General features: G+C 60.0%; 18 protein-coding genes. 13 read left to right on the top strand and 5 right to left on the bottom strand.

Going from position 1 to position 20122, the window contains the following annotated elements; all coding sequences use genetic code 11:
• Positions 1 to 2 precede the first annotated feature (2 nt).
• Positions 3 to 2006, bottom strand: a complete 2004-nt coding sequence (gene acs, locus AC6CHO_RS03050; protein WP_498213627.1) for an acetate--CoA ligase — start codon at positions 2004 to 2006, stop codon at positions 3 to 5.
• Positions 2007 to 2199: 193 nt separating this feature from the next.
• Between acs and nth the strand changes: the two genes are divergently transcribed.
• Positions 2200 to 2976 (top strand): endonuclease III, encoded by a 777-nt coding sequence (gene nth / locus AC6CHO_RS03045; RefSeq protein WP_498213625.1) that lies wholly within the window; start codon positions 2200 to 2202, stop codon positions 2974 to 2976.
• Positions 2973 to 3650: an NUDIX hydrolase gene (locus AC6CHO_RS03040; RefSeq protein ID WP_498213623.1), complete on the top strand. Its 678-nt coding sequence runs from the start codon at positions 2973 to 2975 to the stop codon at positions 3648 to 3650. Before nth ends, AC6CHO_RS03040 begins: the two co-directional genes overlap by 4 nt.
• A gap of 11 nt (positions 3651 to 3661) precedes the next feature.
• Here the strand turns inward: AC6CHO_RS03040 and AC6CHO_RS03035 are convergent, their stop codons facing one another.
• The gene (locus tag AC6CHO_RS03035) at positions 3662 to 5311 is read right to left on the bottom strand and encodes a bifunctional 3'-5' exonuclease/DNA polymerase (RefSeq protein WP_498213620.1); all 1650 of its coding nucleotides are present in this window, start codon (positions 5309 to 5311) and stop codon (positions 3662 to 3664) included.
• Between the two features lie 87 nt (positions 5312 to 5398).
• Here AC6CHO_RS03035 and AC6CHO_RS03030 point away from each other — a divergent pair, with 87 nt between their 5' ends.
• The 7 genes from AC6CHO_RS03030 (at position 5399) to AC6CHO_RS03000 (ending at position 10029) form a co-directional block, all read left to right on the top strand.
• Positions 5399 to 6520, top strand: a complete 1122-nt coding sequence (locus AC6CHO_RS03030; protein ID WP_498213618.1) for a CpaE-like family protein — start codon at positions 5399 to 5401, stop codon at positions 6518 to 6520.
• On the top strand, positions 6517 to 7767 hold the full coding sequence (locus tag AC6CHO_RS03025; RefSeq protein WP_498213616.1) for a TadA family conjugal transfer-associated ATPase: 1251 nt from the start codon (positions 6517 to 6519) through the stop codon (positions 7765 to 7767). Before AC6CHO_RS03030 ends, AC6CHO_RS03025 begins: the two co-directional genes overlap by 4 nt.
• Positions 7761 to 8441 (top strand): type II secretion system F family protein, encoded by a 681-nt coding sequence (locus tag AC6CHO_RS03020; RefSeq protein WP_498213614.1) that lies wholly within the window; start codon positions 7761 to 7763, stop codon positions 8439 to 8441. The genes AC6CHO_RS03025 and AC6CHO_RS03020 overlap by 7 nt, the downstream gene beginning before the upstream one ends.
• Positions 8438 to 8974 carry a type II secretion system F family protein gene (locus AC6CHO_RS03015; RefSeq protein WP_498213612.1) on the top strand — a complete coding sequence of 179 codons (537 nt, stop codon included), beginning with the start codon at positions 8438 to 8440 and terminating at the stop codon, positions 8972 to 8974. Before AC6CHO_RS03020 ends, AC6CHO_RS03015 begins: the two co-directional genes overlap by 4 nt.
• 141 nt (positions 8975 to 9115) lie before the next feature.
• Positions 9116 to 9298 carry a DUF4244 domain-containing protein gene (locus tag AC6CHO_RS03010; RefSeq protein ID WP_060702350.1) on the top strand — a complete coding sequence of 61 codons (183 nt, stop codon included), beginning with the start codon at positions 9116 to 9118 and terminating at the stop codon, positions 9296 to 9298.
• Between the two features lie 3 nt (positions 9299 to 9301).
• Entirely contained in the window at positions 9302 to 9637 is a 336-nt protein-coding gene (locus tag AC6CHO_RS03005) for a TadE family type IV pilus minor pilin (protein WP_498213610.1), read from the top strand.
• Positions 9634 to 10029: an Rv3654c family TadE-like protein gene (locus tag AC6CHO_RS03000; protein WP_498213608.1), complete on the top strand. Its 396-nt coding sequence runs from the start codon at positions 9634 to 9636 to the stop codon at positions 10027 to 10029. The genes AC6CHO_RS03005 and AC6CHO_RS03000 overlap by 4 nt, the downstream gene beginning before the upstream one ends.
• 14 nt (positions 10030 to 10043) lie before the next feature.
• Here the strand turns inward: AC6CHO_RS03000 and AC6CHO_RS02995 are convergent, their stop codons facing one another.
• Positions 10044 to 12374, bottom strand: coding sequence for a DEAD/DEAH box helicase (locus tag AC6CHO_RS02995; protein WP_498213606.1), 2331 nt, complete (start codon positions 12372 to 12374; stop codon positions 10044 to 10046).
• 100 nt (positions 12375 to 12474) lie between these two features.
• Positions 12475 to 13131, bottom strand: a complete 657-nt coding sequence (locus AC6CHO_RS02990) for a GNAT family N-acetyltransferase (protein ID WP_444662516.1) — start codon at positions 13129 to 13131, stop codon at positions 12475 to 12477.
• A gap of 156 nt (positions 13132 to 13287) precedes the next feature.
• Here AC6CHO_RS02990 and trhO point away from each other — a divergent pair, with 156 nt between their 5' ends.
• Positions 13288 to 14187: an oxygen-dependent tRNA uridine(34) hydroxylase TrhO gene (trhO, locus tag AC6CHO_RS02985; protein ID WP_498213604.1), complete on the top strand. Its 900-nt coding sequence runs from the start codon at positions 13288 to 13290 to the stop codon at positions 14185 to 14187.
• A gap of 71 nt (positions 14188 to 14258) precedes the next feature.
• Here trhO and AC6CHO_RS02980 read toward each other — a convergent pair whose 3' ends face one another.
• On the bottom strand, positions 14259 to 14837 hold the full coding sequence (locus AC6CHO_RS02980; protein WP_498213602.1) for a GNAT family N-acetyltransferase: 579 nt from the start codon (positions 14835 to 14837) through the stop codon (positions 14259 to 14261).
• Between the two features lie 73 nt (positions 14838 to 14910).
• Between AC6CHO_RS02980 and AC6CHO_RS02975 the strand changes: the two genes are divergently transcribed.
• The 3 genes from AC6CHO_RS02975 (at position 14911) to topA (ending at position 20112) form a co-directional block, all read left to right on the top strand.
• Positions 14911 to 16500 carry a DUF7059 domain-containing protein gene (locus tag AC6CHO_RS02975; protein ID WP_498213600.1) on the top strand — a complete coding sequence of 530 codons (1590 nt, stop codon included), beginning with the start codon at positions 14911 to 14913 and terminating at the stop codon, positions 16498 to 16500.
• A gap of 23 nt (positions 16501 to 16523) precedes the next feature.
• Positions 16524 to 17174 (top strand): ArsR/SmtB family transcription factor, encoded by a 651-nt coding sequence (locus tag AC6CHO_RS02970; protein WP_498213598.1) that lies wholly within the window; start codon positions 16524 to 16526, stop codon positions 17172 to 17174.
• Between the two features lie 148 nt (positions 17175 to 17322).
• Complete coding sequence (topA, locus tag AC6CHO_RS02965) at positions 17323 to 20112, top strand: type I DNA topoisomerase (RefSeq protein ID WP_060702343.1); 2790 nt, start codon at positions 17323 to 17325, stop codon at positions 20110 to 20112.
• Positions 20113 to 20122: the final 10 nt, after the last annotated feature.

Raw genomic sequence — 20122 nt, 5'->3', positions numbered from 1 at the left:
GACTACTTGCCCATGGATTGAGCGATCTGGCTCATCACGGTCGAGTCCGAGAGCGTGGTGGCGTCACCCACTTCTCGTCCCTCGGCCACGTCCTTGAGCAAGCGGCGCATGATCTTGCCGGAGCGCGTCTTTGGCAATTCGGGGACCACGAGCACGTGCTTCGGCTTGGCGATCGGGCCGATGTCCTTGCCCACATGGTTGCGCAGCGTGGCAACGACATCCTCGCCTTCGGCAGGCTCGGTCTGCAAGATGACGAAGGCGACCACGGCCTCGCCGGTGGTTTCATCCTTGGCGCCCACCACTGCAGCCTCAGCCACATAGGGGTGCGCGACCAGCGAGGACTCGATCTCGGTGGTGGACAGGCGGTGGCCGGACACGTTCATCACGTCATCCACGCGGCCCAGCAGCCACAGGTCCCCGTCGTCGTCCTTCTTGGCTCCGTCGCCGGCGAAGTACATGTTCTCGAAACGGGACCAATAGGTTTCCTTGTAGCGTTCCATGTCGCCCCAGATGCCGCGCAGCATTGAAGGCCACGGCTCGCGGATCACCAGGAAGCCGCCTTCGCCGTTGCCCACCGACTCGCCGGCTTCATCCACCACATCGATGCTGATGCCCGGAACCGCGACCTGCGCGGAGCCTGGCTTGGTGTGGGTGACGCCGGGCAGGGGAGCGATCATGTGCGCGCCGGTTTCGGTCTGCCACCAGGTATCGACGATCGGGGTCGGGTGCTCCTTGCGCTCGCCATTCTTGCCGTTGTTGGTGCCGATGACATCGCGGTACCACATCCAGGCCTCGGGGTTGATCGGCTCGCCGACCGAACCCAGCACGCGCAGGGAGGAAAGGTCATAGCCATCGGGAATCTGGCGGCCCCACTTCATGAAGGTGCGGATGGCCGTAGGCGCGGTGTACAAAATGGAGACGCCGTACTTTTCCACCAATTCCCACCAGCGGCCCTGGTGCGGGGTGTCCGGAGTGCCCTCGTACATCAGCTGGGTCGCGCCATTGATCAACGGGGCATAGGTGACGTAGGAATGGCCGGTGATCCAGCCGATATCGGCGGTGCACCAGTACACATCGGTTTCCGGCTGCAGGTCGAAGGTGTCGCGATGGGTGACCGCGCCCTGGGTGAGGAAGCCGCCGGTGGTGTGGACGATGCCCTTGGGCTTGCCGGTGGTTCCCGAGGTGTAGAGCACGAATAGCGGGTGCTCGGAATCGTGGGCTACCGCGGTGTGCTCGGTGGAGGCTGCGTCCACCACCTCGTGCCACCACTTGTCCAAGGGTCCGAATTCCACTGGCTCGGCGTTGCGCTTGACCACCAGAACATTTTCCACGGTGTGTCCCACAGCGGCCAGCGCGCCGTCCACTGCGGCTTTCAAGGCCGATGGCTTGCCGCGGCGCCAGGTGCCGTCGGCGGTGACCACCAGCTTGGCATCGGCGTCGTCGATGCGGCTGCGCAAAGCGTCGGCGGAGAAGCCTCCGAAGACCACCGAGTGGATGGCGCCGATGCGGGCGCAGGCCAGCATGGTGATCACGGCTTCGGGAATCATCGGCAGGTACACGGCCACGCGATCGCCCTTGGCCACGCCCAGGGACTCGAAGGCATTGGCGGCCTTCTTGACCTCCTCGGTCAGCTGGGCGTAGGTGTAGGTGCGGGTATCGCCTGGCTCGCCCTCGAAGTAGATCGCGACCCGGTCGCCCAGGCCGTTTTCCACGTGCCGGTCCAGCGCGTTGTAGGCCGCGTTGAGCTTGCCTCCGACAAACCACTTGGAAACCGGCGCTTGCGACCAGTCCAGGGTTTGCGTGAAATCAGTATCCCAAGTCAGCACCTTGCGGGCTTGGTCCGCCCAGTAGCCCAAGCGATCAGCCTCAGCTGCCTCATAGCTGGCCGAACTGGCCACCGCATGGTCGCTGAACTCTTTGCTGGGGGCAAAGGCACGGGTTTCATTCGACAGGTTATCCAAGGTCTTCGAATCGCTCACGGGCTTCGCATCCTTCCGCGTAGTCATTGATATTCTCTGTGATCAAAGTTACATGCTTTGGGGTCGGCGGCAGTGGTTTGTGTCACCAGCAAGGGGAATTCCGGGTGAATTCTGCGCCGAGTGGTCATCGTGCCGCGACGAACTGCATCGGATCGCGGTGTCCGAGGGTGAAAAGTGCAGGTACTCATGGCACGATCTAAGCGTGGCGAATAAAGCAAAAATGGAAACCGAATTGGGGCTCAAGCGGCGGGCTCGCAAGATCAACAGGGTGCTGGCCGAAACCTACCCCTATGCGGTCCCGGAGCTGGATTTCGAGAACCCCTTTGAACTGCTGGTCGCTACGGTGCTCTCGGCCCAGACTACCGACGTGAGGGTCAACGCCATCACCCCGGCGCTCTTTGCCAGGTTCCCGGACGCGATAGCCATGAGCCAAGCCGAACGCAGCGAAGTCGAAGAGCTGATTCGGCCCACCGGATTCTTCCGCGCCAAGACCGACTCGCTCCTGGGCCTTTCGGCCGCGCTGGTTCAGCGCCACGATGGGCAGGTCCCGCCGGAGCTTGGGGAATTGGTCAAGCTGCCCGGGGTCGGGCGCAAAACCGCAAACGTGGTGCTGGGCAACGCCTTCGGAGTTCCGGGGATCACCGTCGACACCCACTTCGGACGCCTGGCCAACCGCTTTGGATGGACCGATGAAACCGACCCGGTGAAGATCGAGCATGCGGTAGGGGAACTGTTCGACAAGCGCGACTGGACCATGCTCAGCCACCGCGTGGTCTTTCACGGCCGGAGGATCTGCCACGCCCGCAAACCCGCCTGCGGGGTGTGCCCGGTAGCCAAGCTGTGCCCCTCGTTCGGCCTCGGCGAGGAAATACCTGCCAAGGCAAAACAGTTGCTCAAGTATGAGCTCGCTCCCGGGCGCGAGGATCTTCTGGCAAAAATGCAAGCAGGTGCGACCCGGAGGCAGCTGAGAGCCGAAGGATATGGATTAGACGCATGAGCGCGCGCAGCGAATTGAAGCAGGTCGTCGCAAAACATCGAGCCACCGCTGGAGCACCCCAAAAGCTGCCCAACCAGTGGATCAACATGGATTTGGACAGCAACCCGGCCCGCCGTGCCGCGGTGCTGATCCTCTTTGGCGCTGCCGGCATCGCACCGCTTGCCGACCAGGCCCGCGCCCAGGATCTGGACCTGCTCTTTGTCGAGCGGGCCACCACGCTGCGCAAGCACGCCGGGCAGATCGCTTTTCCCGGCGGCGGCATAGACCAAGGCGATTCGAGCGCCTCAGACGCTGCACTGCGCGAGGCCTGGGAGGAAACCGGGGTGGATACCAGCGGCGTCGAGGTGCTCGGCAATTTGAGCGAGACCGAACTGCCGGTCACCAACTTCCTGGTCACCCCGGTGCTGGGCTGGTGGCATACCGAATCCCCGGTCCATGCCGTTGACCCCGCCGAAAGCGCCGGAGTTTTCAGGGCACCGGTGGCGCAGCTTCTCGATCCCAGGAACCGGCTGACCGGGGTGGTGCAGCGAAACCAGCAGAAGTTCACCTCGCCGGCCTTCGAATTTGGCGACCGGATCATTTGGGGGTTCACCGCAATCGTGCTTGACCGGCTCTTCACGGAACTGGGGTGGACGCGCGCCTGGAACCGGCACCGGGAAATGCGCATGGCCTGAAGGCGCAGCGCCTATTTGGCCTCTGCATAGTTCGAGCAGATGGCTACGCTCACCGGGAAGCGCGGGGACGCGGCCCCAAAAAGGGTGCGTCCGGCCAGCATCGCGGCATGCTGGATCAGCTGCTTGAGCTGGTCGGCATGTTCCACAGGGCATTCGAAGACGATTTCGTCATGCACAAAAAATACCTGCTGGCACAGCTCGCCCCAGCCAGCTTGATGAATCAGATGGCGGGCATGGCCCATCCACACCAAGGCCCATTCGGCCGCGGTGGACTGGACCACAAAATTCCTGGTGAAGCGGCCGCGGGCCCGAGCAGCAGCATCTGCAGCCCGCTGGGAACCTTCATCCGCGGTATCCCTTTGCGCTCGCATCCACTGCTCATCGGCCGGTGGACAGCCGCGTCCCAAAAAGCTCCGGACGCCAGCTCCTTGCTGCCCGGCTTGCGCCGCTTGCTCGACGAAGCGCATCGCCGCGGGAAAACTCCTGGTGAGCGCGGCTCCAACCGCCCCGCTGGCGCCTCCGCCACCGCCATAAATGACCGACAGCATTCCCAGCTTGGCCTCTTGGCGGGTGGACACCAACTTGGAATCCAGGAGCCATTGATACAGGTCATCTTGCTGGCCGGCCTGCTGCAATTGCTGATCGCCGGAGATTGCGGCCAGAATTCGCGGTTCGAGCTGGCGTCCATCGGCCACGACAAAGGTGCGTCCGGGCTGGGTGCGGACTACCTGGCGGATGGCGTGAGGCAATTGCAATGCCCCGCCGCCAGAAGCTGCCCACCGTCCGGAGACCACAGTGCCCAAGACGTAGTGGGGATGGAAACGGCCATTTTTCACCCACTGGTCCAGCCAGGTATCCCCGTGCGCACTGGCCAACCGGGAGAGCTTCTTGTAGTCCAGAACTTGCTGGATCACCGGATGGCTGATCTGCTCCAGCTCCCAGGCACGGGCCGAACGCACCGCAAAACCGGCCTTATGCAAAGCCTTGAGCAATTCTTGCGGTGAATCGGGATTCAATCCGGGGGTCTGCAGCGCGATCGCCAGCTCTTGGGCTTTGGCAGCGAGCTTTGGAGGGCGCGCATAGTCGGAGACCTTCTGGCCCAGCTGCTCGCGCAGCAAGGCGCGATGGCCAGACTCATCCCATGAAAGCCCCGCATGCTCCATCTCGCAGGCGATCAGCGCGCCCACCGATTCGGCGTGAATCAGCAGCTCGAGGCGCTTGCGGGCCACCGCGTCTTGCGGCAGCGCGCGGCGCTGCTGGGCATAGAGCTGGATCAGGTCATCCAGCGATTCGCCAAAGGCCGGCGTATCAAAGAGGGCATCCTGGTCAATGCGTCCAGCAGCGGCCACTGGATGTTCAAGGTCAAAATCGGCGAGCTGCCCACTGGCCATGGGCGAGCGGTGCATGATGCGCTGGGCCAAAGACAATACATGGGCCTTGGCAAGAAAAACGCCAGCGGAAATCAGCGGCTGCATCCACGGGGTAGTGCGAAGCATTGCCCAGCGGGGCCCCAGCTCGGCTTCAGTCTGGGCCACAACCTGTGCAAAATCCTCTCGCGAGACCGGAAACACTGCTCTCAACGGCTGAGCTGAATCGCTGTCGCGGATGTCTATGAGGGCGTAGCCATCAGGATCAGGCGCGAGGAAGGCAATGGCACTCATAAGTACATTGTGCCGTGCCGAGAGCAGATATCCCCATTTGGCTTGCACCCGGGGATCAGCACGGTGCGCAAATGCCACGATCGATAAATGAAATGGCTAACTGGCTCCCCATCTGCGCTTCAAGAGCAGCACAACAACCGCTTCGTGATGACGCAGCTTGATGACTTGAGGACCGTCTTGCCGGCGGATCATGTGCCCGGAAGCAGGCCTGGAGCTGCTGATGAACCGGTCTGCACCATCGTCAGCAGCAATCCGCAGATCGTGGAATTGTGCGCTGCCGTTGCGGTCGGCGCCGCTGTGCGCATTGTTCAATGCACTGATCCGCAGGCCTTGAACCGGGCCGCTACCGGGCCAGTGCTCTGGGGCAGCGACATGGCTGGGCTGGCAGGCGATGCCGGGCACAGGGTCGATGTCCTGGCAGGACTCGAAACTGCGGCCAGCGAGTTGTGGTCGCTGGCCAGCAGGTTCCCCAAAGCGCGGGTGGCGCTCCTGCCTTCGGCCGGACGGTGGCTCGGAGAATATCTGGGACTGTGGGCCATGCGTGCCGGCCACGGCCATACCCTTTCCTTGGGGGCCGCCGCCGGTGGACTGGGAACCAGCACTCTTGCGTTGCTGCTGGCCCATGCCGGAACACTCAGCGGGCTGCGCAGCATAGTCGTTGACCTGGATCCGCATTCCCAGGGTTTGTGGCCGCGGGCCACTGCACGGCCGCCAACAGGTATCGGGTGGGAAGAACTGCAGCATTCCGGCGGCCGGCTTGCGGCACATCAACTAGCCGAGACCTTGCCGCAGCTGCGCACTACGTCCGTACTGACCTGGTCCCAGGCAACCGAGCACGAAGCAGTGGAAGAACAACTCATGATCCGCCTGCTGGCTGCCGCGCGCCAAGGCTTTGACTTCGTGGTGCTGGATGCCGGGCGCTACCCTCATCCGCAGCAGGGCGTTATCAACCAATTCATCAACCGGCAGGTGTACACGGCGCATAGCTCAAGCCTTCCTGCACAAGGCGAGGTGGTGCTCTGCGGAAAACAACAACCGCGGTATGAGCCAGCCTCCAGCGCAGAAATACTTGGCACCTTTCCAACGTCTTCACGCATCATCAAAGCCGAAAGCCGTGGCGAATTGTTCGATAGCTTCAAATCCCGGGGCTTGCGCCAGTCGCTGGCAAACCTGCGCCTGCTTCCGCAACTTCAAGGCCAGAAATCATGAACTCCGGGCGACACAGCAAAGACAGCGGGATGATCTTTTCCGGTCACGCACTGAACGCCAAAATTTTGGAATCGGTGCGAGAAAGGGCTTTGCAATCCGGAGGGCAATTGGACGCGATCGCGCTGGCGGGGGCGGTCCACGATTCCGGGGCAGCGCTGGGATCGCAAGGCGCCGCTCAGTCCCTGGAGAGATTGCAGCACGAGGTCGCAGGGTTATCGGTCCTGGAACCTTTCGCCAGGATCCCCGATGTCACCGATGTGCTCGTTGACGGACAAGGCCAGGTCTGGACCGATTCGCCTCGCGGACTGGAGCTGATGGATTTCAAGTTTCCTTCGGCGGAACGAGTCCGAGAATTGGCCGTGCACCTGGCGACCTTGGCAGGGAAACGACTTGATTCGGCTAGCCCGTTCATGGACATGAGCCTGAAGAACTACCGTGTGCACGCCGTGCTTCCACCAATTGCCACGCAAGGGCCTTTGATCTCGATACGCGTCAAGCATGCAGCCTGCTTCGGCCTTGAAGAAGTCTTGCAGTCTTCCCTGCCATTTTGGGTTCCGCTTTTGAAAGCAGTCATTGAGAAGCAACTGAATTTCTTGGTGACAGGGGGAACCGGCAGTGGCAAAACGACGCTGCTCCAGGCCATGCTTGCCCAAGCTGATGCACAACAGCGGTTGGTGGTTGTGGAGGATTCCCAGGAATTGCAAATCAATCACCCGCACGCGGTTTCGTTGCAAACCAGGTCAGCAAATGTGGAATCAGCTGGGCTGGTACAGCTCAAGGACCTCGTCGTCCAGGCCCTGCGCATGCGCCCAGACCGCCTGATAGTCGGGGAATGCCGTGGTGAAGAGATCAGGGACTTCTTGGCAGCAATGAACACCGGCCATCAAGGTGCTGCCGGTACATTGCATGCCAATAATCCGGCGTCGGTTCCCGCCCGGCTTGCTGCGCTCGGCGCCTTGGCAGGCTGGAGCGTCCAGGCCACCTCACTGCAAGCGTCGAGTGCGCTGGACCTGGTCATCCACATGAGCCGCGGTGAGCACGGACAGCGCGGGCCGGTCGGACTGGGCTGCCTTGAAGCAGATGACTCGGGGCGCATGCGCATGAGCACCCTGATTGACTTGCACAGCAATCGGCCCCTGACCGCAGATGGCCGGCAACTGGTGAAACAGAAGTTCGGAGATGCTCTCGCAGAGAATCTGGAAACCGAACTAGCCGCGGTGGGCAGTGCAGGAGAAACTCCATGCTGATATTGGTCCTGAGCGCCGCAGCCCTGTGGCTCTGGTTGCCTGCCATAAGCGGCGAGGCAAGCTTGTCAACGAAAAATTGGATGATGTGGCGCGGTTTCAGCCGGCACAACCATGAACTGATGCACACGCTGAACGACGATGCCCGCATTATTCGAGAACTCTCGGCCTTGCTTCGCAGCGGCCTCGGATTCTACCCAGCGCTGGACGCATTATTGGAAGTTGAAAATGGCACGGGCCATATTGTCCAGGCATTGAAAGACCTGCGGGCAGTCCATCGATTGAACAACCAGAACAGCTACGACACCAAGGGAGATAACCTTCCAGAGCATGCCGCCGTCCAGCGGCTGCATTGGTGCCTGCAGATCTCGCAGCGCAGCGGAGCAACCCTCGCAGAAGTTCTCGAGCGCCTAGCCGAGGACTTGGAATCAGCCTCGGTCGCCCAGCAGTCATTCGATGCCGCCATGGCCGGGCCCAGAGCTACGACGAAGCTGCTCACCTGGCTGCCACTAGTGGGGTTCGGCTTTGGCCTGCTCGTAGGCATCGACGTTCTCGGGACACTTCTCTCCTCATGGGCTGCGCAACTAAGCGTCGCCATCGGCGCGGCACTCTGGATGGCCAATAGGGTGTGGTGCCAACGGCTGATGCATTCGACCGCGGCTCAGGCACTGTCATGAATCTCCTGATTCTGCTTTGCGCAGCCCTTTCCGCAGCTTTCATGCTGGGCACGGGCGCATCAGAGCGGGCTTCGAACCGCGGGAGATCCGCAAAGGCAAAAGACCAGGGCCAGACTCAACATCAACCCATCGAATTGGTGCTGGACCTCAGCGCCAGCCTGCTGGACTCAGGGATGCCCATTACAGACATTCTCGACTTATTGGGAAGCAGCATTGACCAGTGCAAGGTCCTGCGCAGTGTCGCCCGGTGTTTGGAAATGAATCTGCCGTGGGACAAAGCGTGGGAAGCGGCACCAAGCTGGTTGTCTCCTCTGCGAAAATCATTGCATTTCGCCCATGCCACGGGTGCTCCAGCCGCAACCTTGCTGCGCAACACTGCGGCGCTGCAGCGTCGAGAACACACGCAGAAAGTGGCTCGTCTTGGCGCGCAATTCGGTACAAGGCTGGTCCTGCCCTTGGGTGCTTGCGCCCTGCCGGCATTCATCGCGCTAGGTGTTGTTCCGCTGATCATTGCGTTGTTCCCCAGCATGTAGCGGACCTGCACCTTTTGCTCGAAGAGTTATACCCAGATCGCCGCGAACCGGAGCCCGGCCAGCGGCAAATGGTTGACAGTGAAATCACACCGTCAACGGCACCGAGGCCGTCGACAAAAGATATTGAGAAAGGTCAAAACAATGAACCGACAATTCCGCGAGATCATGGACCAGCTGAAGGACGAGCAAGGTTCCACTACCGCCGAATTCGCCATGGTCACCCTGGCTGCCGTGGCATTTGCCGGGCTGCTGATCAGCATCCTTTCCAGCGGCGATGTACGTGGAATGCTGATGGGCCTGATCACCAAAGCTTTGTCGCTGTAGGTCATGAAGCTCAGTGATGACAAGGGGAGCAGCACCGCAGAATTTGCGGTGCTGCTCCCCGCGGTCGCGTTGATGCTGTCGTTGCTGTTGTGCTTTGGCGCGCTGGGCATCCAACAGATACAGGTACAACAAGCCGCGGGAGCGATGGCCAGGGAATTGGCCCGGGGTGAAAACCGGGCAACCGCGCAAGCCAGTGGGGTTCGGCTAGCGGGAAACAAGGCGAGTTTTGCTATTTCCACCGGTGGCGGATTTTCAAAAGTCACTGTCCGCAAATCGGTTCAGGTGCCCATCGTGGGCAGCGTTCAAATACGCGGCGAGGCGAGTGTGGCTGTCGAATGAATCAACGAATTTCACATCTGGATTCTGAGCGAGGCAGCGGTACCGTGGTCACCACCGCCTTGGTGATCATGGCTTTGCTGTTGGCCGGGGTGCTTCTTGCGTGGGTCGCTGCCGTGCATGCCGCAATGAACGCGGCGGCAGCTGCGGATCTGGCGGCCCTAGCCGGCGCGGATACAGCACGCGGACTGCGCCCAGGAGACCCCTGCGGCGTCGCGCGATCCCTTGCCCAGGCAAATAGCGCATTGCTGGAGTCCTGCATCGTTGAGCCCGATGGCCAGACGGTGGCTGTTTCGGCAAAAGTCCCAGTGTCGTTCCATGCCCTGGGAATCGAACTGTATGCCGCTAGGGCCAAGGCCCGGGCAGGAGCACCGCCACTAGACCAGACCGAATAGCAGCCAGCACTGAACTAGCGGTGGTGGCGCGGCTCGACATCGTCCAAGACGGCGCTCAGCAAGAGGATCGCTCCGGCCTTATCCAGTGGATTGTTCCGATTGCCGCATTTCGGAGACTGGACGCAACTAGGACACCCATATTGGCATTCACACGATTCGATAGCATGCCTGGTTGCACGCACCCAGTCGGTGAACCGCTCGAACCCGCGCTCGGCGAACCCTGCTCCACCGGGCTGTGCATCGTAGACAAAGATGGTCGGATGCCCGGTATCCATATGCAATGCGGTAGAGACACCGCCGATATCCCATCGGTCGCTGGTTGCCACCAACGGCAACAAGCCGATCATCGCGTGCTCGGCGGCATGCAGCGCCCCTGGGAACTGATCCACGGTGAGCCCGGCTCGAAGTAGCCTTTGCTCCGTCATCGTGAACCATACCGATTTGGTATTCAGATCGCGTGCTTCAAGCTCCAACGGTTCCTCAGAGAGCACCTCATTGGATGCGACGGATTTTCGCTGGAACGAGACGACTTGAGTCGTGACGGTCACTTCGCCGAAATGGATATTCAGCTCCTGATGGCTGCTTCTCCGCTCTTCTGAATCTACTGCCACAGTGGTTAGATCCCGGGCTGTGGTGTAGTAGTCAGGATTTACTCGGGTCACGACCACGACGTGGTTTTGCTCGTCCAATTCTTCAACGTGGTAGCTAGCTCCTTGATGGACGTAAATGGCTCCGGGATGAGCCTGATAATGAGTTTGCGGAGAATCCATGGTTCCCAGCAGGGCGCCGGTTTCAGCATCAATAATGTCAACGGGGCCGCCGCCGTCGGCACGGATGGAAAACATCGCAGCAGCGTGTTGCGGATGGGTCCAGAACCAGCCAGCTGGCCGCCGGCGGAGGTAGCCTCGTTGAACCAAGGACTCCAACAGTTCTTCGGTGTGCGGACCAAAGAGCCCAAGTTCCTCGGGGCGCAGTGGAGATTCCTGGGCGGCGGCGCAAAGGTGCCCGCTGAGCACGTACTTATTGTGCGGATCAAAAACCGTGGCTTCCACACCCAAATCGAAAATAGCCTCGGGGTGGTGGGCCAGATAGGTATCCAAGGGATCTTCCGCAGCCACAAAGATGGCCAAGGCATCTTGGCCAGAGCGTCCCGCGCGACCGATCTGCTGGAAGAACGAAGCACGAGTCCCGGGCCACCCGGCAACGACCACGGCATCCAGCCCAGCAATATCGATACCCAATTCCAGGGCGGAGGTCGAGGTGACTCCTAGAAGTTCGCCGCTGCGCAGCTGCCTTTCCACTTCCCTGCGTTCAGTCGGCAGGTAGCCGGAGCGGTAGGCGGCTAATCGTACAGAGAGTTCGGGGGCGAATCGTTCTAGATGCTTCCGGGTGAGTGTTGCGATGGTTTCCGCGCCACGACGAGACTTGATGAAAACAATGGTTCGAGTGTGATCCGCCATGAGATCGGTAAGAATTGACGCGCTTTCAGCGATAGCCGTGCGGCGTACCGGCGCTCCATTTTCTCCTCGATGTTCCGTCAAAGGAGGCTCCCACAAGCCAATGACAAGCTCACCACTGGCAGAGAAGTCATGGGTTACGGCCTTGGCCGGCGCGCCAATGAGCCGGCCAAATGATTCTTCCGGGTCGGAGCTTGTCGCGGAAGCTCCAATAAAAATGGGGGAGGCGCCATAGTGGGCGCATATCCGTCGCAAGCGTCGCATCAGGTTGGCCACGTGTGCCCCAAAAACGCCCCGGTACGAGTGGGCTTCATCGATGATGATGTAGCGCAGCCGCTTGAAGAACCGAGACCAGGCAGGATGATTCGGCATGATCCCGCGGTGCAGCATGTCCGGGTTGGTGAAGACAAAATTCGCGTGCTGGCGAACCCAGGTTCTCGTGGCCTGGTCGGTGTCGCCATCGTAGGCAGACGCGCGCACGCCGGGGACATCGAGGGCCTGTACCGCAGAAAGCTGATCTGCAGCCAATGCCTTGGTCGGGCATATGTAGAGTACAGACGCGGCGGCAGCCGCGTCATTAAATCCGCTATCGCGGGAGTTGTAGAGGGCGTCCAAGCCAGGCATCAGATAGGCCATCGACTTGCCGGACGCCGTGCCAGTGGACACGATCGTGTGCTGGCCTTCGTGGATGAGATTCGCTGCTTGGGCCTGGTGCAACCACGGGCGCTGGATTCCCAAGCCCTGGAAGATTTCAACCAGTTCATGGCTCAGCCATTGCGGCCAATCGCTCGTGATTTCATCCTTGGCTGGCCGAGAACGCCGATGCAATACGGCCTCGGGGTCATTGCTGCGGTCATTCGGATCCAACAAGGAACGCACTGACTTCACGTAAACGCCTTTCGGAACCTTGAATTGCTGAAGTTAAAGACTATCGCCGTACCCAACACTTTGATGTGTCGGGTACGGCGAGAGGGAAATTCTGAATGGCTTAGGCCTTGAACATCACAACTTTGCCTAGTGAAGTCCACCCCAAGGATGCGTACAACTGCTGTCCGTCAACCGACGCGATCAGCAGGCCTTCCTCAACGTCATGTTCCTGAGCCAGGGACGCCAATGCGCGCATGATCAGCGTGCCCAGGCCGCGGCGACGGAAATCTGCGCCGGTGATGATGCGGTCGAAAATGGCGAAGCCATTAACAGCAGATACATGGCCGGACGCGGCAACAACTTGCTGGTCGTCCTCGGGGTGCAATGACACGTATGCGTGGGTGCCATCGCGCTCAATCTGGAAGATAAAACCGTCAGCAGGAAGTGGGACCTCAACGTCATGCACGGCAAGTTCGGTAACCATAAGTGCTTCGTCGTCGGCAGTGACCTGAAGTCCAACTTCATTGGCGATTGCGACCAGGCTTTCGGCCGAATCGTCGAAGGCGGTGAGTCGACGGTTAGGGTGCTTTTTCAGGGTCTCGGCAACCGCGGCTAGTTCCTCTTTGGACGGGCCGTAAATTACGTATTCCCAGTCTTCAGTGGTGTCGTGACGCAGGGCAGCGTGGACTCGTCCCTCGTTGCGAGTTTCATAGCCACGGGCTCCTGCCCAGCCGGTTACCCAGGTGCTGATCAGTTCGTCGCTTGCGTTTGATGCCATAATTTGACCCTACCTTGTCTTTCCTAGGAATTCGCTGACATTGAACTAATCGTTGCCTACTTGAAACTCTTGGACTGCCCGAGAAATCACGACTAATCATTGTGACGTTGCTCTTTTACTCGGCGTTTCGCGGCCAAAAGCTACTAATATTGTATGGTGGCCATTCATCGCATTGTTCTGTATTACGCATTTACTCCGCTTCCTGACCCTGAAGCTATCCGCTTGTGGCAGCGTTCATTATTGGAGCGCTGGGGATTGCGCGGACGCATTATCATCTCCAAGGACGGCATCAACGGTACCGCCGGTGGCGAAATCTCGGCCGTCAAGGCCTACGTCAAAGCTACCCGCGAACTACCTGCCTTCAAGAAAATGGACATCAAATGGTCCGAAGGCTCGGCCGAAGACTTCCCTCGCATCTCGGTCAAGGTCCGCGATGAGATCGTCACCTTCGGCGCACCGGGTGAGCTGGAAGTCGATGAGAACGGTGTTGTTGGCGGTGGCACTCATCTGCGTCCCGAAGAGCTGCACGAGCTGGTGGACACCAAGAAGAAGTCCGGCGAAAAGGTGCACTTCTTTGACGGGCGCAACGCTTTCGAGGCGCAGATCGGCAAGTTCAAGGAAGCCATTGTTCCTGAAGTGGACACCACCCGCGATTTCGTCGCTGAACTCGATTCGGGCAAATACGACCACCTGAAGGATCAGCCCGTCGTTACCTATTGCACCGGCGGTATCCGATGCGAAGTGCTTTCGGCCCTGATGGTCAAGCGCGGCTTCCAAGAGGTTTACCAGATGCAGGGCGGCATCGTCCGCTATGGCGAGAAGTACGCCGACGAAGGCCTGTGGGAAGGTTCCCTGTACGTCTTCGACAAGCGCATGCACACCGAGTTCTCCGAGAACGCGACAACTATCGGCAAATGCGTTGGCTGCGAAGGCCCGACGAACAAGTTCGAGAACTGCTCGAACCCAACCTGCCGCAACCTGCGACTGTTCTGCGAAGACTGCGCACAAGATGAGCAACTGCGACGTTGTCCGGATTGCAGCAGCGTCGACGCCTGATAGCGCAGATGAACCTTTGACTCGGCACCAGCCTTCATTTGAAGGCTGGTGCCGAGTTTTTCGCTGCTGGACTAGTCAGCTGCGCTAGGCCACAATTCCAGCGAGGCATCGCGTATCTGTGACTCTTCGTCTTCGGTGCGATAGATTTTCAGGCCCCTGGCCTGATAATTCGGCAGGGCGGCTAGTCCGTCCAAGGAGCAAGTATGCAGCCAAACGCGGGCGATTTCTGGCAACTCGGGCCAGCGCGAGGCCAGATCCCAGGCCCGACTGAGCGCTTCCGTAAGCAGGACGCCGCCCAATCCGCGTCCGGTGGCTTCAGGGAAGAGCCCGAAGTAGAAGATTTCTACCTCGCTGCCGGAATCGCCGCGAGTAGTGGCGAGCTCGAAATACCCCTTGGGAGAACCGTCCAGATACAGGACCCAGGTTTCTGAACCGGGGCGCTGCAGGACTTCGTTCCACTGGGCGCGAGTCGAATCCAACCGGTCTGCCCAATGCAATTCGCTGCCGACGCCCTGGTAGAGGAATCGCGAGAATTCCGGGGTGATGTGCTGAGCCTGCTCGATGCGCGCGTTCTTCGGCAATGATTTGCTGGAAGGGATGACTTCGCTGGCGCTCAGTTGCTGGAGAAAGGTAACCGTCACTTGAGTCATGCCACTATCCTAGTGTCGACAGCATGCCAGGTCGTTTCCAATGGCGGCGGCGTGACTAGGTAGACTTGAACGCGTGAATGCCGCCGAATTTTCTGCCCTAGACGAGACCCCTCAAAGTGCCGACCAGCTCTTGCTTGACATGCTTGCCAAGGATTTGAACCATGTCGGCTACGGCTACGAGAAGGTAGCCGAACTGCTTGGCGAGGAAGCGGCCGCTGCTTTTGACCGGGATCAGATTCATCCTGCTTTGCGGGTTCTTGCGCGCCAAAAGCCGGAAACGCCTCTGGTCACCGTGGTGCGCCTTTTCCAATTGGGGCAGTCCGAAGCGGAATCTGCCATCAATAGGGCCTTCAGCAATTTGAAGACCGAAGGCCTGCTCAAGCTGGGATTGATTGAAGCGTGGGCCAACGGATTCCGCGCCACGCTCGCCTTGTCGCTGCATTCCTCGGACGCTGACGGAGAACTGTGGGTCGCCCATGACTTGGGCGCGCATCAGCGCCCAGGAGTTCTGCGCACCGATCACGTATTGGGAATTGGGCAGGCCTCGCTTACATTGGCCCAGCTGACCATTCGTTCCACGGTTGATCGAGCCCTTGATCTTGGCACCGGCTGCGGCATCCAGCTTTTCCATTTGCTCTCCCACGCACAGCACGTCACCGCAACGGACCTGTCCAAGCGAGCCTTGGGCTTTGCTCGCTTCAACCTGCTGCTGAACCACCGCACGCTCGGGCTCGATCCGCAAAACCTTGAGTCCCGGGTCACGCTGCTTCAGGGCAGCTTGTTTGAACCGGTCGAAGGGCAGCGCTTTGACCTGATCGCCAGCAACCCTCCGTTCGTGATTACGCCACGCAGTTCCACCGAGCGGGCCAAGGACCGCTTCACCTATCGTGACGGCGGGATGGCAGGGGACCGATTGGTCAGTACCCTCATAGAACAGGCGCCCGAGTTCTTGAACCCCGGCGGCTCCATGCAGATGCTCTCCAACTGGGAGATTCCTCGCCTGGAAGATGATTCAAATGCTCCATGGGATGCCCGTGTTCGCCAGTGGTTTGGCGATCAGCTGGATGTCTGGGTGATCGAACGCGAACAGACCACGCCAAGCGGCTATGCCGAAACTTGGCTGCGTGACTCCTCGCAGACAGAAGACCAGGCATCCTATATCGCGGCCTACAATGCCTACCTCGACGATTTCGAATCCAGGAATGTTGCGGCCGTCGGCTTTGGGCTCGTGTACTTCCGGCGCCCCGATGGCCAGCGTCCGGTAATCCAAAGCTACGAGCAGATTAATCATCCGGTGGAGCAGCCTCTGGCTCCGACATTGCAACGGGATATTGCCATGGCAGATGAGTTGGGGCGCGCCGGAGAGGGCTTCAAGGAATGGCATCTGCTCGTTGCCGACGACGTGACCGAAGAACGCCATCAGCGCCCCGGGGCGGAACATCCTGGGGTGATTCTGCTGCGGCAGGGAGCCGGTCTTCGCAGGACTGAGTTGCTCGACACTGCGCAGGCTGGTTTCGTTTCGGCGTGCGACGGTGATTTATCAGTGTTTCAGCTAGTCAACGCCTTGGACTCGTTGATCGGCGGGGGGCAGGAAGACTTCGCGGATCGGCTTTATGAAGCAGTGAAGCGCCTCTTGCTACATGGCATGCTTCGTAAAATGTGAAACAAGCGCTAAAGTTTTTGCCTATGACACGCAACACAATTGAGGAACAGGCGGAGGTTGCCTTGTCGATAGAGGGCGGTATTCCCAAGCTCGTCTCCATCACAGACCCGCAGGCCATTCGAGCGTTGGCCCATGATGCTCGACTCATCGTCTTGGATGAGCTCTTCGCCTCCCAGACGACCCGTACCGCAACCGAGTTGGCCTCGCTGTGCGCGCTGACGCCCAGTGCCATGAGCTACCACCTGCGGGCTCTGGAGAAGTATGGGTATGTGATTCGCGCCGCGAGCGAGGGTGATGCTCGCGAACGTCGCTGGCGCGCTGCCGGCGAACGCCTGGAGCTGAATACCCAGATCGACTCGACCAACGCAAAGACCGCATATCTGAACGTGCAATTGAACGCATTTAGAACGCGATTGAATGCTGAAGTGCAGCGACGCGAGGCGGAAGCGAAGGCTGGGATCACCCCCGATCCGGATCGGCCACCTATGCTCACCAGCGGCTTGGTCTTCCTTTCTGAAGAAAAGCAGCGTGAGTTCAACCGTAGAATGTTGGACCTCGTCTACGAGTATGAGGCCAAAGCTACTGCAGAGGAACGCAGTATTGACTCGCGTCGTATGTTCTACTTAATCTCGTTGCTTCCTGAATATCAGACATCAGGGGAGGCAACAACATAAATTGCCTCGCTCAAAGCACAGCAATTCTTCGGTGTAAGATCATCGGGAAATGTGGCTATAGAGTAGGCACAAAGAACGAAGCTGTGATGGCGGATTTAAAATGGACCACATAATGGTCCTGAGAATCCGTACTGTATAAAGGAGTGCTGTGCCCCCCAAGGCCAAGGAAAAGACTGGTAAGAAACTCGTAATCGTAGAGTCTCCTGCCAAGGTGAAGTCAATCGCCAAGTATTTGGGCGAGGGCTTCGACGTTGATGCATCGGTGGGGCACATTCGCGATCTTCCACAGCCATCGGAGCTTCCAACCGAGCTTAAAAAGACCTCGGTTGGCAAGTTCGCAGTCGACTTGGATAATGACTTCGAGCCGTACTACATGGTCTACCCGGACAAGAAAAAGCGTGTTTCGGAGTTGAAGGCCAAGCTCAAAGAGGCCGACGAACTCTACCTCGCAACCGATGCGGACCGCGAAGGCGAAGCCATCGCGTGGCACCTGCTGCAGGTGCTCAAGCCCAAGGTTCCGGTTCGCCGCCTGGCTTTCACTGAGATCACCAAGGAAGGCATTGCCCGCGCACTGGACAACATGCGCGAGCTGGATACCGACCTGGTTGATGCCCAGGAAACCCGTCGCGTCCTCGACCGGCTGTACGGCTACGAGATCTCTCCTGTGCTTTGGCGCAAGGTAGCCCGTGGCCTTTCCGCAGGCCGTGTGCAGTCCGTGGCTACCCGCCTGGTCGTAGAGCGCGAACGCGAACGCATGGCCTTCATCCCCGCCGGATACTGGGACGTCAAGGGCGAGTTCGCCACCGCCGGCGGCGAAAGCTTCTCAGCCAAGCTCTCCGCCGTGGACGGCGCCCGTGTTGCCTCCGGCCGCGACTTCGACGACCGCGGGCAGCTCAAGGCCTCGCGCAACAAGCTGGCGCACCTGGACCAGGACTCGGCCCAGTCGCTGGTTGCGAATCTTTCCGATGCCGACTTTGCCGTCACCTCGGTCGAAGACAAACCCTACACCCGCCGCCCAGCAGCGCCATTCACCACCTCCACGCTGCAGCAGGAAGCTTCCCGCAAGTTGCGCTGGAGCTCCAAGATCACCATGCAGATCGCTCAGCGGCTGTATGAAAACGGGTACATCACCTATATGCGTACCGACTCGGTGTTCCTCTCCCAGGAAGCCACCACCGCGGCACGCAAGCAGGCCACCGAGCTGTACGGCGCCGACTCCGTGCCGGCCAAGCCACGCGTGTACAAGGCGAAGTCCGATGCCGCCCAGGAAGCCCACGAAGCGATCCGCCCCGCCGGTGACATGTTCCGTCGCCCGAAGGACGTGCGCTCGTCGCTGTCCAAGGATGAATACGCGCTCTACGAGCTGATCTGGAAGCGCACCGTGGCTTCGCAGATGGCCGATGCCAAGGGGTTCACCGCAACGATCAAGCTGCAGGGCACCGCGGGCGATAGCCGTGTTGCCGAGTTCTCCGCATCGGGTACCGTTATCACCTTCCGCGGCTTCCTTGCCGCCTATGAAGAGGGCAAAGACGAGCAGGCCCTTGAAGCTGCCGCCCAGGAGGCAGAAGCCCGCCTGCCGCAGCTGTCCGTGGGACAGCACCTGGCGGGCGACGAGTTGCTGGCGCTGGGCCACGAGACCACCCCGCCGGCACGCTACACCGAAGCGTCGATCGTCGCTGAGCTGGAAAAGCGCGAAATCGGCCGCCCATCGACCTACGCTCCGACCATTTCCACCATCATGGATCGCGGTTACGTGACCAAGCGCGGTGGGGCATTGGTGCCAAGCTGGATTGCCTTCTCGGTGATTCGACTGCTTGAAGAGCACTTCGCCAAGTACGTCGACTACGACTTCACCGCCCGGTTGGAAGACGACCTGGATGAAATCGCCAAGGGCCACCGTGCACGCACCGACTGGCTGAACCTGTTCTACTTCGGCAAGGGCGCAGAGTCAGAGACCGAGGGCTTGAAGCATGTGGTCGATAACCTCGGCGATATTGATGCCCGTGCCATCAACTCGATTCGAGTCACCGATGACATCACCTTGCGCGTTGGCAAGTTCGGGCCATACCTGGAACGCGCCATCCCGGAAGGCGCCGAAGAGGGCACGGAACCGCAGCGCGCCAACGTGCCAGAAGATCTTGCCCCTGATGAGCTGACCGCAGCGAAAGCTGAAGAGCTCTTTGCCACCGCCCAGGTTGCTGAAAAGGATTTGGGCAACGATCCGGAAACCGGTCGCAAGATCGTGGCCAAGGATGGACGCTACGGCGCCTATGTCACCGAGATCATTCCAGAGCCAACGGCCGAGGATTTGGCTGCGTTGCCCGTTGAGTATTACAAGAACGGCAAGCCAAAGCCACCTAAGAAGCCTGTCAAGATCAAGCCGCGTACCGCCTCGCTGTTCAAATCGATGAGCGTGGAATCGGTGACCTTGGATGATGCGCTGAAGCTGATGAGCCTGCCACGTGTGCTGGGCGCCGACGCTGAAGGTGAAGAGATTACCGTGCAAAACGGCCGTTTCGGACCCTACCTGAAGAAGGGCAGCGATTCGCGATCCATTGAAAGCGAAGACCAGATCTTCACCATCACTTTGGACGAAGCCTTGGAGATCTATTCCCAGCCAAAGCAGCGTGGCCGCCGTGCCGCCGTGCCTCCATTGGCGGAATTCGGTGTGGACCCGACCAGCGAGAAGAACATCGTGGTCAAGGATGGCCGTTTCGGTCCGTACATCACTGACGGGATCACCAACATCACCGTTCCTCGCGGAACGTCGCTGGAAGAACTGACTCGTGAAAAGGCCATCGAACTGTTGGCCGATAAGCGAGCCCGCGGTCCGGTCAAGCGCACGGCTACGAAGGCCCCGGCCAAGAAGAGCACCGCCAAAAAGGCACCCGCGAAGAAGACCACAGCCAAGAAGACCACCGCAAAAAAGACTGACTAACAGTCCTTGC

Source organism: Glutamicibacter sp. GQ173, assembly GCF_059759215.1.
This window is presented reverse-complemented; position numbering and strand designations above follow the sequence as displayed.

Bases quoted from the DNA above. Each gene is read 5' to 3' on its own strand.
- AC6CHO_RS02990 (WP_444662516.1), bottom strand. From the start codon at position 13,131: ATGGCATCAAACGCAAGCGACGAACTGATCAGCACCTGGGTAACCGGC.
- AC6CHO_RS03010 (WP_060702350.1), top strand. From the start codon at position 9,116: ATGAACCGACAATTCCGCGAGATCATGGACCAGCTGAAGGACGAGCAA.
- AC6CHO_RS02980 (WP_498213602.1), bottom strand. From the start codon at position 14,837: ATGACTCAAGTGACGGTTACCTTTCTCCAGCAACTGAGCGCCAGCGAA.
- acs (WP_498213627.1), bottom strand. From the start codon at position 2,006: ATGACTACGCGGAAGGATGCGAAGCCCGTGAGCGATTCGAAGACCTTG.
- AC6CHO_RS03000 (WP_498213608.1), top strand. From the start codon at position 9,634: ATGAATCAACGAATTTCACATCTGGATTCTGAGCGAGGCAGCGGTACC.
- AC6CHO_RS02970 (WP_498213598.1), top strand. From the start codon at position 16,524: ATGACACGCAACACAATTGAGGAACAGGCGGAGGTTGCCTTGTCGATA.
- AC6CHO_RS03035 (WP_498213620.1), bottom strand. From the start codon at position 5,311: ATGAGTGCCATTGCCTTCCTCGCGCCTGATCCTGATGGCTACGCCCTC.
- AC6CHO_RS03040 (WP_498213623.1), top strand. From the start codon at position 2,973: ATGAGCGCGCGCAGCGAATTGAAGCAGGTCGTCGCAAAACATCGAGCC.
- nth (WP_498213625.1), top strand. From the start codon at position 2,200: ATGGAAACCGAATTGGGGCTCAAGCGGCGGGCTCGCAAGATCAACAGG.
- AC6CHO_RS03020 (WP_498213614.1), top strand. From the start codon at position 7,761: ATGCTGATATTGGTCCTGAGCGCCGCAGCCCTGTGGCTCTGGTTGCCT.
- AC6CHO_RS03005 (WP_498213610.1), top strand. From the start codon at position 9,302: ATGAAGCTCAGTGATGACAAGGGGAGCAGCACCGCAGAATTTGCGGTG.
- AC6CHO_RS03030 (WP_498213618.1), top strand. From the start codon at position 5,399: ATGAAATGGCTAACTGGCTCCCCATCTGCGCTTCAAGAGCAGCACAAC.
- AC6CHO_RS03025 (WP_498213616.1), top strand. From the start codon at position 6,517: ATGAACTCCGGGCGACACAGCAAAGACAGCGGGATGATCTTTTCCGGT.
- AC6CHO_RS03015 (WP_498213612.1), top strand. From the start codon at position 8,438: ATGAATCTCCTGATTCTGCTTTGCGCAGCCCTTTCCGCAGCTTTCATG.